Source organism: Microbacterium sp. NPDC055455, from assembly GCF_053619935.1.
The window spans coordinates 39,426-52,075 of the sequence record NZ_JBSHLB010000003.1 but is presented as its reverse complement, the minus strand read 5'-3'; the positions used below and the strand labels follow the sequence as shown (position 1 = coordinate 52,075).

Annotated in this window: 14 protein-coding genes; 6 read left to right on the top strand and 8 right to left on the bottom strand. The window is 72.2% G+C overall.

Annotated features, from left to right (window positions below; all coding sequences use genetic code 11):
• Nucleotides 1–12: 12 nt before the first annotated feature.
• The gene (locus tag ACWGUG_RS09930; protein ID WP_452324567.1) at nucleotides 13–1,011 is read right to left on the bottom strand and encodes an aggregation-promoting factor C-terminal-like domain-containing protein; all 999 of its coding nucleotides are present in this window, start codon (nucleotides 1,009–1,011) and stop codon (nucleotides 13–15) included.
• Nucleotides 1,012–1,259: 248 nt separating this feature from the next.
• Here ACWGUG_RS09930 and ACWGUG_RS09925 point away from each other — a divergent pair, with 248 nt between their 5' ends.
• Nucleotides 1,260–2,561, top strand: coding sequence for a M18 family aminopeptidase (locus ACWGUG_RS09925; RefSeq protein ID WP_452324566.1), 1,302 nt, complete (start codon nucleotides 1,260–1,262; stop codon nucleotides 2,559–2,561).
• Between the two features lie 152 nt (nucleotides 2,562–2,713).
• Nucleotides 2,714–3,421, top strand: coding sequence for an NUDIX hydrolase (locus ACWGUG_RS09920; RefSeq protein WP_452324565.1), 708 nt, complete (start codon nucleotides 2,714–2,716; stop codon nucleotides 3,419–3,421).
• Nucleotides 3,422–3,428: 7 nt separating this feature from the next.
• Here the strand turns inward: ACWGUG_RS09920 and ACWGUG_RS09915 are convergent, their stop codons facing one another.
• Entirely contained in the window at nucleotides 3,429–4,004 is a 576-nt protein-coding gene (locus ACWGUG_RS09915; protein WP_378884460.1) for a DUF2510 domain-containing protein, read from the bottom strand.
• 46 nt (nucleotides 4,005–4,050) lie between these two features.
• Nucleotides 4,051–5,178: a response regulator transcription factor gene (locus ACWGUG_RS09910; protein WP_452324564.1), complete on the bottom strand. Its 1,128-nt coding sequence runs from the start codon at nucleotides 5,176–5,178 to the stop codon at nucleotides 4,051–4,053.
• 152 nt (nucleotides 5,179–5,330) lie between these two features.
• Between ACWGUG_RS09910 and ACWGUG_RS09905 the strand changes: the two genes are divergently transcribed.
• The 4 genes from ACWGUG_RS09905 (at nucleotide 5,331) to ACWGUG_RS09890 (ending at nucleotide 9,705) form a co-directional block, all read left to right on the top strand.
• A complete protein-coding gene (locus ACWGUG_RS09905; RefSeq protein ID WP_452324563.1) occupies nucleotides 5,331–6,704 on the top strand; it encodes an FAD-binding oxidoreductase in 1,374 nt (457 codons plus the stop codon).
• A gap of 105 nt (nucleotides 6,705–6,809) precedes the next feature.
• On the top strand, nucleotides 6,810–8,072 hold the full coding sequence (locus ACWGUG_RS09900) for a glycosyltransferase (RefSeq protein ID WP_452324562.1): 1,263 nt from the start codon (nucleotides 6,810–6,812) through the stop codon (nucleotides 8,070–8,072).
• On the top strand, nucleotides 8,069–9,157 hold the full coding sequence (locus ACWGUG_RS09895) for a DNA glycosylase AlkZ-like family protein (RefSeq protein ID WP_452324561.1): 1,089 nt from the start codon (nucleotides 8,069–8,071) through the stop codon (nucleotides 9,155–9,157). The genes ACWGUG_RS09900 and ACWGUG_RS09895 overlap by 4 nt, the downstream gene beginning before the upstream one ends.
• A 35-nt stretch (nucleotides 9,158–9,192) precedes the next feature.
• Nucleotides 9,193–9,705 carry an N-acetyltransferase family protein gene (locus ACWGUG_RS09890; RefSeq protein WP_452324560.1) on the top strand — a complete coding sequence of 171 codons (513 nt, stop codon included), beginning with the start codon at nucleotides 9,193–9,195 and terminating at the stop codon, nucleotides 9,703–9,705.
• Nucleotides 9,706–9,719: 14 nt separating this feature from the next.
• On the opposite strand, the gene ACWGUG_RS09885 is transcribed toward ACWGUG_RS09890, so the two are convergent.
• From ACWGUG_RS09885 to ACWGUG_RS09865, 5 genes are all read right to left on the bottom strand, one after another.
• A complete protein-coding gene (locus ACWGUG_RS09885) occupies nucleotides 9,720–10,055 on the bottom strand; it encodes a cupin domain-containing protein (RefSeq protein WP_452324559.1) in 336 nt (111 codons plus the stop codon).
• A 65-nt stretch (nucleotides 10,056–10,120) separates the two neighbouring features.
• Nucleotides 10,121–10,444 (bottom strand): DUF7882 family protein, encoded by a 324-nt coding sequence (locus ACWGUG_RS09880; RefSeq protein WP_336394953.1) that lies wholly within the window; start codon nucleotides 10,442–10,444, stop codon nucleotides 10,121–10,123.
• 113 nt (nucleotides 10,445–10,557) lie between these two features.
• A complete protein-coding gene (locus ACWGUG_RS09875) occupies nucleotides 10,558–11,499 on the bottom strand; it encodes a helix-turn-helix domain-containing protein (RefSeq protein WP_452324558.1) in 942 nt (313 codons plus the stop codon).
• A 51-nt stretch (nucleotides 11,500–11,550) separates the two neighbouring features.
• Nucleotides 11,551–12,162 carry a TetR/AcrR family transcriptional regulator gene (locus ACWGUG_RS09870; protein WP_336394955.1) on the bottom strand — a complete coding sequence of 204 codons (612 nt, stop codon included), beginning with the start codon at nucleotides 12,160–12,162 and terminating at the stop codon, nucleotides 11,551–11,553.
• A gap of 65 nt (nucleotides 12,163–12,227) precedes the next feature.
• Nucleotides 12,228–12,584 (bottom strand): SPW repeat domain-containing protein, encoded by a 357-nt coding sequence (locus tag ACWGUG_RS09865; RefSeq protein ID WP_336394956.1) that lies wholly within the window; start codon nucleotides 12,582–12,584, stop codon nucleotides 12,228–12,230.
• Nucleotides 12,585–12,650 lie beyond the last annotated feature (66 nt).

The window sequence follows — 12,650 nt, the reverse complement described above, 5'->3', positions numbered from 1 at the left end:
ATGCGGCGGAGATCAGTACCAGCCGACCGACTGCGAGTGACCCCACGCCCCGCAGGGGCTGCCGTAGCGGCCGGAGATGTACCCCAGTCCCCACGAGATCTGCGTGGCCGGGTTGGTCTGCCAGTCGGCGCCCGCGGTGCCCATCTTGCTGCCGGGGAGGGCCTGCGGGATGCCGTACGCACCGCTCGAGCGGTTGTAGGCCTGGTAGTTCCAGCCCGACTCCTTCTGCCACAGCGACACGAGGCACGCGAACTGGTCGTCGCCCCAGCCGTAGTTGCCGATCATGGCGCGCGCCGTGGCCTGCGCGTCGGCCGGGCTGGTGCCGCCGACGGCGCCGCCGGTGGCGTACACCGGGTTGGGCGCCGAGGACGAGCCCGATCCCGAGTTCGAGGACTGCTTCGCCGCGGCTGCTGCTTCGGCGGCTGCGGCGGCCTCCGCCTCCTGGCGCGCCTTCTCCTCGGCCTCCTTGCGCGCCTTCTCCTCGGCCTCGCGCTGCGCCTTGAGCGCCAGCGCGGCATCGAGCTTCCCTCGCAGGCCCTGGGTCTCCTCGTTCACCGACGCGGTGAGCGTGGTCACGTCGTCGGCGAACTCCGCGGAGTACATCGCCGGAAGCGCCTGCGCACGCTCGAGCTGCTCGAGCGCGGTCTCGAGCTCGCTGGTGTCCACCGTCGTGTCGGTCGTGCCGACGTCCAGCCCCGACGCGGTGATGTCGGAAGCGACGGTCGCCGCCGCCGACACGGCGGTCGAGGCATCCGTCACCGCCTTCTCGACGGCGGACGCCGTCACCGTCTCGGGAGCGGTGCCGAAGGAGGCGGTGCTGTAGGACGCGAGCGCGAATCCGCCCAGCGAACCGGACGCCTGCGCCTCGGCGGCGGGCGCCGCCGTGGTGAACCCGGCCGTCGCCAGCGCCCCTACCGCCAGTGTCGCAACGACGAGGACGGGGCGACGGCGGGTGCGTCGTTCCGCGCGGCGAAGCGTGCGGCGGGCGGGCGAAGACGAGTGGGAGCGCATATGAAGACCGGGTTCCGTATCAGCAGATTCGCGCCGCGAAGAGCGCGTGTGACCGTTCGGGCGGGCACAAGTCCCCGAGTCTCGCCGCAGTTTCTGGACGGTTCCGGTGCGTTACCTGAACGTTACATGTGAGCGCTTCAACCGAAAAGCCCAGATCAATCGTGCGGATTTCCGGGGCGGCAGGGCCCTGGGCCACCGCGCAACTACGATCGGAACGTCCCCCGCCGTCGCCCCAGGAGGCCCTGCTCGTGTCGCCATCCACCGCTCCCGCAGCCACCGACGCCCTGCGCCACGCCGACGACCTGGCCGACTTCGTCGCCTCGTCCCCGTCGAGCTTCCACGCGGCCGGCGAGGTCGCCCGCCGGCTCGAGACCGCCGGATTCAGCCGGCTCGACGAGCATGCCCCGTGGCCCGCGCAGAGCGGCGGCAGGTTCCTGGTCGTGCGCGACGGCGCCGTGATCGCCTGGGTCGCGCCGTCGACCGCGACGACGGACACCCCGGTGCGCATCTTCGGTGCCCACAGCGACTCCCCGGGCTTCAAGCTCAAGCCGAAGCCCACGACGGGACGGCTCGGCTGGCTCCAGGCCGGTGTCGAGGTCTACGGGGGGCCGCTGCTGAACTCCTGGCTCGATCGAGAGCTTCGTCTGGCGGGAAGGCTCGTGCTGAACGACGGGTCGAGCGTCCTCGCGGCGACCGGACCGCTGCTGCGCCTGCCTCAGCTGGCGATCCACCTCGACCGTGAGGCGAACGACCACCTCGCGCTCGACAAGCAGTCGCAGACCCAGCCGGTGTGGGGGCTCGGGCCCGTCGAGTCGGCCGACCTGCTGGCGGAGCTCGCTCGGGACGCGGGCGTGGACGCGGCGCGGATCCGCGGCTACGACGTCGTGACGGCGGATGCCGCGCGCGGTGCGACGTTCGGTCGCGACGACGTCTTCTTCGCGTCGGGCCGCCTGGACGATCTCGCGTCGGTCCACGCCGGCGTGGTGGCGCTCGAGCGTACCGCCGGCGACCTGGCCGCCGACCACATCCCGATGCTCGCCGTCTTCGACCACGAGGAGGTCGGATCCGGCACCCGCTCGGGTGCCGCGGGGCCGTTCCTGGCGGATGTCCTCGAGCGGATCCGGCTGTCGCTCGGCGCGGATCGCGAGCAGCAGCTGCGTGCGCTCGCCGGCTCGTGGTGCGTCTCGAGCGATGTCGGCCACTCCGTCCACCCCAACTACGCCGAGAAGCACGATCCCGTCGTGCAGCCCCTGCTCGGATCCGGCCCGATCCTGAAGATCAACGCCAACCAGCGGTACGCGACGGACGCCGCCGGCGCGGCCGCGTGGAACGGCTGGTGCGCCGAGGCCGGGGTCACCAGCCAGGAGTTCGTATCGAACAACTCGGTGCCCTGCGGCTCGACGATCGGGCCGATCACCGCGACGCGGCTCGGGATCCGGACCGTGGATGTCGGCATCCCGATCCTCTCCATGCACTCCGCGCGGGAGCTCGCGGGCGTGAGCGACCTGTGGGACCTCGCCCGCGTCGCGGAGGCGTACTTCCGCGGCTGAGACGGCGGCCGGGCGCGGATCGACGGCCGGGCGCGGGCGCACGATATCGCGGACGAGCCGCGACGGTCCCCGCCCGGCGCCGCCGTCACGCGGAGGACTGACGCCTCCGGGCGGCCGCCCGGACCGTCGGCGGTGCGGCGTACGCTGAACGAGTGCGCGCCGAACCGACAACGCTGAGCGCGCGGGCGCAGCTCGCGGCCCTCGCCGACCCCACGGGCGACCGCAGCCCACTGATCGAGCTGCCACCGCAGCCCAACGCCAGGCCCGCCGCCGTGCTGATGCTGTTCGGCGTCCTCGATTCCTTCCCCAGCCGCCACGACGCCGAGGCGCGCGCGGTGTCGCGCGACCTCGACGTGCTGCTCCTCGCGCGTGCCCTCACGCTGCGCGCGCACCCGGGGCAGGTCGCCTTCCCCGGCGGGCGCATCGACCCGGGCGACGACGGTCCGATCGCGGCAGCCCTCCGCGAGGCCCGCGAGGAGACCGGACTCGACCCCGCCGGCGTCGACGTCCTCGGCGAGCTCACCGACGTCCCGCTCGCCTTCTCGCAGCACCTCGTCACGCCGGTGCTCGGCTGGTGGCGGCATCCGTCGCCCGTCCGCGTGGTCGATGAGGCCGAGTCCGCCGATGTCTTCCGTGCGCCGGTCGCCGATCTGCTCGATCCCGCGAACCGCGGCGTCACCGTCATCCGGCGCGACGGGCAGGAATGGCGGGGACCGGGCTTCCTGGTGAGCAAGCCCTCGGGCACCCACCTGGTGTGGGGATTCACCGGGATGCTGCTGGACGGACTGTTCGACCGCCTGGGGTGGGCGGAACCGTGGGACCGTGAGCGGGAACTCGACCTCACCCTCCCCGGCGACTGACCCCGGCTCAGCGATAGCGGTAGTGCTCCGCGCTGGTGTTGACCCATGAGGCGAAGCGGCGGGCGTCGTCTTCACGCCCGGCCGCCACCGGCACAGCCCACACCTGCGGCCCGGTCACCACGAGGTAGAGGGCGGCACGATGGATCGCGCGGTTGATCGTGCGCGGCGTGATCAGCCCGGCGTGGCCGAACATGCGGCGTTCGACGGCGGCCTTCGTGAAGGCGGGGCGCTTCAGCAGGACGTCACCGGGTTCCACGGCGGCCACCACGTCCCTCACCGGAACGCTCAGCTCGCCGAAGTGCACCCAGCGGCCGTCGATCACGAGCCCGCCGAAGTCCTGCTCCTGGCCGCTGTAGCGCACGGATGCGGTCCAGCGGCGCCCGTCCCACCACCTGTTGCGACCGCGCTGGTCGTCGTACCAGCCGGCCTGCGCTGGCCCCGCGGCGGCGGGTCCGGCATCCGTCCGCAGCTGCGTGTCGGGCTCGCGGAGATCGATGTACTGCTCGGTCCAGCGGGTGCCGTCCCACCAGCGCTGCTTGCCGGTGCCGTCGTCGTACCACCCGGGTTCGGGCTGCGTCGCCATGATCCGAGGGTAGTTCGAGACCGACCGCCGCGCTCGCCCGCCGGTCTCAGGCCGTGTACCAGCCGCTCGCGCCGATGTCGCCGCCCATGCGCGGCGCGTACTGGTCGAAGTAGACGCGGGCGACGAGCTCCCGGCGGCTCGCGACGCCGGCCTTCTCGAAGATCGACTTCAGGTGGTCCTGCACGGTGTAGGGCGAGAGGTGCATCTCGGCTGCGATCTCCCGGGTGTCGGCGCCACGAAGCACGATCGCGACGACCTCCCGCTCCCGCGCGGTCAACTCGAACGCCGCCGCGACGAGGTCGATCACCTCCTGGGGTCGGGCCTCCTCGATGGTGACGACGACGTCGCCCGCCCGATCGGCGGTTCCGCCGAGCGGCGCGGCATGCAGCACCAGCCACACGCCGTCGCTGGTGCGAACGCGGATGCGCGGCATCCGCTCCGCCTCGCGGCGCGCGAATCGCCGCGCGCCGCTCACGAGCGCCTGCACCGACGTCAGCGGGTCGCCCATGCCGGGCACCGCCGACATGCGCGCCAGGTGCAGCTGCGCGCCCGGCGTGGACTGGACGATCCGGTCGTGGGCGTCGACCACGATGACGGCGGGCCCCGCCTGCGGCGCCGCCTCAGTCCTCGTCAGCTGAGCGAGCAGCCCGGTGCGGATGCCGCGGGTGAAGGCCGGCGCGACCGCCGCCAGGAATCCGAGCTCGTCCTCGTCGAACGCCGTGTCGTCGTCGCCGCGGAACAGCGAGATGTGCCCCCACGCGCCCGTGCGGTCGACGAAGACGACCCGCGCCTCGTCCTGGAATCCGAAGTAGGGCAGGAGGAGGTCGGACATGCGCACCAAGCGGTCGAGCACGCCGTGCGTCGCGTGGTGCAGGCCCACGACGAGCCGGCCCGATTTCACCAGCTCGGTGATCGAGGTCGGATCGTCGCTGCCGTACTCGATCTGCGACCAGGCGACATCCTGCTCGTTGCGGCCGTCGAGCTCACCCATCTTGCGGGCGCTCGAGACCATCGTGGTCGCCGGGTCCAGCGTCGACACGCAGGCGGCCACGAATGGCACCACGTTCTCCAGTGCGGCGACGGCCTCGTCCATGAAGCTGTGCAGCGGCAGCCCGGCGCGCGATATCACGTCGATGTCACTGCGCGCACGTCCGACCGCCAGAGCCGATGCCATGCATGAAGTGTGCTCCTGCCGGCGCGATCGCACCATCCCAGGTATCTGGGGGAGCGGAAGTCCCTCGTCAGCTGGGATGGCCTCCGCCCGACCGGGCGAGGACAGTTGGCGGTGCCTTCACCCGAGGCATCGAAGCGACCTTTGGAGCACTCATGACCTTTTCCGACATCACCACCGACGTCCGCGGCGACCGGCTGCGCGAGGCGCTCGGTGCGCGCGTGATCCTTCCGGGCGACGACGGCTACGACGAGGCCCGCCTGCCGTGGAACGTCGCCGTCGATCAGCGGCCCTTCGCGGTCGCGCGCCCCGAGAGCGCCGAGGACGTCGTGGGCGTGGTGCGCGCGGCGGTGGCATCCGGTCTGCGCGTCGCGCCGCAGTCGACCGGTCACGCGGCCGGCGCGCTCGCCGACACGGATCTGTCCGAGACGGTGCTCGTCTCGCTCGCGGGCCTGCGCGGCGTCACCGTCGACCCGGAGACCCGCACCGCCCGGGTGCTGGGAGGGTCGGTGTGGAACGACGTGCTCGCGGCGACCGCGCCCCTCGGGCTGACCGCGCTGCACGGCAGCGCCGGGGACGTCTCGGTGGCGGGGTACTCGCTGAGCGGCGGCCTGTCGTTCTACGGGCGCGGCCAGGGCCTCGCCGTGAACAGCGTGCGGGCGGTGCAGCTGGTGACCGCCGACGGCAGTCTGGTGCGCGCGAGCGCCGACGAGAACGCGGAGCTGTTCTGGGCCGTGCGCGGCGGATCGGGGGCGTTCGGCGTGGTCGTCTCGCTCGAGATCGACCTTCTGCCTTACGCCGACGTCTTCGCCGGCATGCTCCTGTGGGACGCCTCACGCGCCGCGGAGGTCTCGCACGCGTGGGCGGCGTGGACGGCTTCCGCGCCCGAGTCGGCCACCACGACGCTGCGGATCATGAACTTCCCGCCGCTGCCCGAGCTGCCGCCGTTCCTGTCCGGCCGGTCGGTGGTCGTCATCGACGGGGCGATCCTCGAGACGGATGCCGCGGCCGCGGCGCTGCTCGAGCCGCTGCGCGCCCTCGCCCCGGAGATGGACACGTTCGGCCGCATCCCGGCCGCGAGCCTGGTCGCGGTGCACATGGACCCGCCGGGGCCCACCCCGTCTGCCACGGCGCACTCGGTGCTCGCCGAGCTGCCGGCGGAGGCCGTGGAGGCGTTCCTCGCGACGGCGTCCGTGCCGGGGCTCTTCTTCGCCGAACTGCGGCACCTGGGCGGCGCGATCGCCCGCCGACCCGAACACGCGGGAGCGGTCGGATCGGTCGCGGGCGCCTACCTGATGCACACGGTCGCGATGGTGCCGGTGCCCGAGGCGATGCCCGGAGCGGATGCCGCGGTGCGCGCCGGCATCGCCGCCCTCGCGCCGTGGCGCACCGACGCCCTCGCCCTCACGTTCGTCGACGGCGGCGGCGTCGATCGCGCGCCGGGCTTCGGCACCGCAGGCATCCGGCTGAAGGAGCTGAAGAGCCGCTTCGACCCGAACGGCACGTTCGCCGCCGCGCACGCCGTCTGACGCGGGCGGCGCGGTCGAACTGGTCGCCCCGCCGGCCCCACGCCGGCGAGGCGACCAGGGCTCGACCGCTTCCGCCCCACCGCGTCCATGCGCAAGGGTGGCGGTATGGCGACGGTCCTCTTCTGCCCCATCACCTTCAACCTCGCGGAGGTCACGCGCGCCATCGAGGTCGCGCGCGCCCTCGACTCCCGGCACGACGCCGTCTTCATGGGCTACGAGACGGACTTCGCCCACCTGATCACCGAGGCCGGCTTCGATCACCGTGCGTGCGAGCCCGGGTTCACACCCGCCGAGCGCGATCAGGCGCTGAGGTACGACCAGGGCCGGTCGCTCCGCAGCCCGTACACCCGGTCGCTGGTCTCGGCGCGCGTGGCCGTCGAACGCACGCTCATCCGGACGACGGATGCCGCGGTCGTGGTGAACGGCACCAATCCGACGTCGATGATCTCGGCGCGGGCCGAGGGGGTGCCCCTCGTGTATCCCGTCCCCTTCGCGCTCACGCGGCCCCACGTCGAGCAGACCCGACGTCTCGGCCTGGTGCGAGGCGGCTCCCGGTCCGCGCTTCTCCTCGACCGTGCGGCGACCGGCGCGCTGAGGTGGGCGTACAACCACGCTCCGCTGGCACCGCGCGCCTTCGCGCACGTGGCGAAGCGCAACGGCGTGCCGCCGCTGCGGACCGTCGTGTCGTTGCTGGAGGCCGACCGCAACCTTCTCACCGTGATGCCGTGGGAGCTCGACGGCTACGTGCTGCCGGCGGGCTATGAGCGCGTCGGTCCGATCTTCGCGCACCTCGACGCGCCGTTGCCGCCGATCGTCGAGGAGCTGGCCGCGCGCGACGAGCCCCTCGTCTACCTCGGGCTCGGCTCCTCGGCCAGCCGCGAGCTGACGCTCGCCGCGGCACGTCAGCTCGGCGCGCTTCCGGTCAACGTCATCGCGCCCGTGCGCCATTACCTCCGCGACGGCGACAGCCTTCCGGGCAACGTGCACGTGACGGATCTGCTGCCCGCGCATCGCCTGGGCGGCCTCGTCGACGCGGCGGTGCTCCACGGCGGACAGGGGACGGTGCAGACGGCCTGCGCCGCCGGCATCCCCTTCGTGGGCATGGGCCTCCAGCCGGAGCAGGTGTGGAACGTCGACCAGTGCGTGAATCAGGGCAACGCCCTCGCGCTCGCCCCGAAGCAGGCGGGAACGCCGGCGCTCGCCGACGCCGTGCGCCGCGTGCTGGCGGACCCTGGCATGCGCGCGGCGGCCGAGCGCGTACGCGACGCGTACGCGGACGAAGACGGGGCTGCGGCATCCGCCCGCATCATCGATCGGCTCATCGACTCGGGACGTCCCAGGCGGGTCGTGCGTGCGGAGTCGTCGTGACCCCGCACCGGCTGACCCGCGACCAGGCACGGCGCCTCGTCGTGCGCGCCCAGCTCCTCGACGCCGATCGGCCGGGCGACGTCGTCGAAGTGGCCGAGCAGCTCGGCTACATCAAGATCGACCCGACCGGGACGATCGCGCCGTGCGAGCACACGGTGCTGTGGTCCCGCATCGGGTGGTCGTACGAGCCCGGCCAGCTGCGCAAGGCCGTCGAGGACGACCGCCTCCTCTTCGAGTTCGACGGCGCCTTCCGTCCGATGAGCCTGCTGCCGCTCATGCTCCCGGCGATGCGCCGGTGGCCTCAGCGCGAGAGCAGCAGGCAATGGCTCGAGGCGAACGCCGGTTTCCGGGCCGACGTGCTCGCGCGTCTGCTGGCCGACGGGCCCCTGCTCGCCGGCGACATCCCCGACACCGCGCAGGTCAGTCGCCCGCCCGACGGCTGGTCGGGGTCCAATCAGGTGCCGCACATGCTCGACTTCCTGCTGCGTCAGGGCGAGGTCGCGGTGGTCGGCCGCGAGGGTCGGCATCGTCGCTGGGATCTCGCCGAGCGCGTCTATCCGCGCGGACTTCCGGAGTACGGCGAGGAGGAGGCCGCGCGGCTGCTCGCCGAGCGGCGCCTGCAGTCGGCGGGCTTGACGAAGCCCCACTGGTACTGGAGCGGTGTGACGAAAGACACCGGGGAGCCTGCGCTCGTCGAGGGGAGCACGACCGGGTACCGCGTGGACCCGGAGGCGCTCGCGGCGCTCGACGAGGAGGACGCCGGAGGACGCGCTGCCTTCCTCAATCCGTACGACAGCCTGCTGTTCGACCGGAAGCGGCTCGAGGACGTCTTCGGGTTCACCTATGTGCTCGAGCAGTTCAAGCCCAAGGGGGAGCGCCGGTACGGCTACTTCGCCCATCCCATCCTGCTCGGCGACCGGTTCGTCGGCATGCTCGATGCCGAGGTCGATCGGGCACGCGGCGTCCTCCGCGTCGACGCGGTGCACGAGCTCCTTCCGCTCGATGCCGAGGAGACCGAGATGGTGCGCGCCGAGATCGACGACCTCGCCGAGTGGCTGGGCGTCTCCGTGACGGGACTCGCGTGACTGAGACGCCGACGTCGGTGAGTACGCTCGATGACGTGAATCCGCGAACCCTCGGCACCGCAGCCGTCCTGCGAGAGGCCCGGCCCGGCGACGAGCCCGGCATCCTCGCGTGCATCCAGGCGCTCGCCGTGTACGAGCGCGAGCCGGACGCCGTCGAGAACACGGTCGAGGCGCTCGAGAAGACGCTGTTCGGCGCGGACCCCAAGGCCTTCGCGCACGTGGTCGAGAAGGACGGCGACATCGTCGCCATCGCCCTGTGGTTCATCACCTACTCCACGTGGACCGGTCGCCACGGCGTGTGGCTCGAGGACCTCTACGTGCACGAGGCCCACCGTGCCTCCGGCTACGGCAGAGCGCTGCTGGCAGCACTGGCGGGCGTCTGCGTCGAGCGCGGCTACTCACGCCTGGAGTGGACGGTGCTCGACTGGAACGAGCCTGCCATCGGCTTCTACCGCGCGATCGGCGCCGAGCCCATGAGCGAATGGACCACTCAGCGCCTCACCGGCGAGGCGCTCGTCGGCCTCGCGGGCGCTGCTCGCACGGCGTAGCGGGCCGCGCCGCGTCAGGGGATGCGGTTCGACACGGTCAGCAGCACCACCGAGTCCTCAAGAGCCTCGAGGCTGTGCCGGGCTGTCGGCACCGTGAGGTGGTCTCCTGTGCCGCCTTCCCACGCCTCCGCGCCGGCGACGAGGCGCACCCGTCCGCGGAGCACCTGCAGGGTCGCCTCGTGGGGAGCTTCGTGCTCGGCGAGCTCGTGGCCGGCCCGCAGCGCGATGACCGTCTCACGCAGCGCGTTCTCGTGGCCGCCGCGGATCGTGCGCGCCGCCCGGCCGCTCGAGGCCTCCTCAGCCTTCGCCGCCAGCTCCTCGATCACATCGGCCAGATCGGTGCCGTCCATGTGCTTCGCCTCCATCGCCTGCGCTGGCCGGAGTCTACCGAAGGGACCTCCCGCTCAGCACCCGGTCACGCGATCGGCTCTGCTCCGCCCTCGTCCGGCGGCTCGGAAACGACGAAGAGACCGCTCGGCGAGTTCGCCGTGCGCATCAGCGTCTCGAGCCACGAGCGGTTGATGCTCGCCGGGCGACCGCCGTAGTAGTTGAACACGAGGCTGGCCCCCGAGTGCACCCAGACGGTGGTGCGGCCGCCGCCGGTGCTCAGTTCGCCCTGCCAGGTGAAGAAGAACGGCTCGTTGCGTCGCAGCTTCGTCCCTATCGCGACCTGGAGGTGCGAGAGGACTCGGTCGTCGAAGTCCGCCCGGATGCTGCTTTCGTAGATGAACTTTCCCACGCTGTCTCCCTGCACGGGCACGGGCCCGTAGGAAGACTCTGCGTCAGCGCCCGCGCACCGGCCTCGAGCTGTCCGCCTCGCGAAAGCGATGCACCGAAAACGAACGGCGCTCGTCAGAGGCCGCGGAGCGTCTGTCGGGGCGTGCGGCCGTATGCGTCGCGATAGTGCTTGGCGAAACGCGATGCACTGGCGAACCCCCACCGGAGCGCGATCTCGCCGACCGACGCCGCCGTCCCCGCCTCCATCTCGGCGTGCGCCCCCTCGAGCCTGCGGCGTCGCAGATAGTCGGTGGGCGTCATGTCGAGGGCTCGGCGGAAGGCGTACTGGAGCCCGCGTGTGGAGATCCCCGCCGCCTCGGCGACATCATCGATGGTGATCGCCTCGTGAGCGTGCTCCTCGAGGTACGAGATCGCGCGCTGCACGCTGCGGGGTGCGGCGCGTCGCTGGACCGAGCGCTGGAGCGCGAGCCCGAACTCGGGCGAGAACGCCGCAAGGGTGGCGTGCAGGGCGTTCCTGCGCAACTCCACCTCGACGAGGTCGGCGCGGGCGCCGGAGGTGAACAGCGAGCCGGCGACGTGGAGGAACACGCGCTCCCAGTGGGCGGCGAGCTCGCGGCTGACGGGGGAGGGGCGGACTCCAGGCGCGCGCAGCGAGAAGCGGTCGTCGCCGGTGAGCCGTCGCACCTCCTGCTGCGCCCACTCGCGGTCGAACACGAACGCCCGCACGTCCGCCCGCTGCTGCCAGCGGGCGGATGTCGGAGTGTCCAGAGCCACCCACGGCAGCCCGGCGTTCAGCTCGCCGCGCGGTGTTCCCACCCAGCCTCCGCGCGAGGCGACGCGGCAGGCCATGAGCTGTCCCTGTGGATCGATGGCGGACTGCACCGATGCGGACAGCTCATACCTCACCGTCGAGAAGTGGGGCATGGCCGAGGAAGACCACGAGAACCCGAACGTACGAGGGTCGACGCGCTGCAGCGCCGCGGATGGCACGAACTGACGCCACGTCTCCTCCACGACTCCGACGTCGCGCGATGACAGCGTCAGAAGCTCCCCCAACGTCCCTCCCTTGCAAAGGCCGCAGCGGGCGGCCGGATCGATCGAGACACTCTAACCCGCCGGCGCGCTGAGGCCCGCGGTGATCAAGTCCGCGAGCGCCGGAAGATCGGCGATCTCCGCCGGATCGGCCGGTTCCTCGACCTCGTCGAGCGCAGCGACGTCCTCGCCGGCCGGACCGTGGAGCCCCGGCGTGGTGATGATCGCGACCCACGCGGTGGCGGCGACGCGCACGCGTCTGGCCGCGATCGGGTGCAGGACGCTGGCGTGGAGGACGCGCTCCACGACGGTCTGCAGCTGACGACGATAGTCGCGCAGCCTCGCGCGCACCTCCGGGTGGGTGCGCTGCTCGCGCCACACGATGACGCGCCGCACCGCCGACTCCTCCTGAAGCTCGCGCAGGCGGTGCGTCACGTTCAGGAGCGTGCGCGCCGGATCGCCGCTCTCGACCAGTGCCGACGTGTCCACGGAGTCCAGGTCGAGCCGTTCACCCACCAGCGTGCGCAGCAGATCGCTCTTGGTGGGGAAGTAGTAGAAGACGAGCCCCTTCGGCACCCCTGCCGCCTCCGCGACGGCCGCGGTCGGGGTGGCATCGAACCCCCGCTCGGCGAAGAGGCGCTCGGCGGCGTCGAGGATGAGCGTCCGGCTGTCCCGGCTGCGCGTCATGTCATGTCCTCGGGGGGTCGGCGGGGGCGTCGGGGCGCGCCGGCGCCCCCGTCTCGGTCCGCACGTCAGTGCGGCAGGGCGCGGTCGTGCGTCTGCATAGCCGGCCTGATGGCGAGGGCCGCGACGATGGCTGCCACCGCTCCGCCGATCCAGCTGACCCACGCGGCCGCGGACTGCATGTCCGCATAGCCGCCGAGCCAGGGAGCGACGAAGAGCAGCGCGCCGAGGGCGAGCTGGACGTACTCCATCGCAGCCATGCCCGGCATCGCGAGGTTCACGATGCCGCTGGCGATCAGCAGGACGCCGAGGATCAGCATCCATGCCATCGAAGCGCCCATCGCCGGCATGAACAGGGCCGACACCGCGGCGACGAGTCCGACGGCGACAGCGACCCAGTCCTCCCAGCGGGTCCACTTCTTCATGCGAATCTCCTCCTTCCGAATCCTGACGGCTCCCCATCGGGGGTCGATTCGACCGTAAGCCTGACT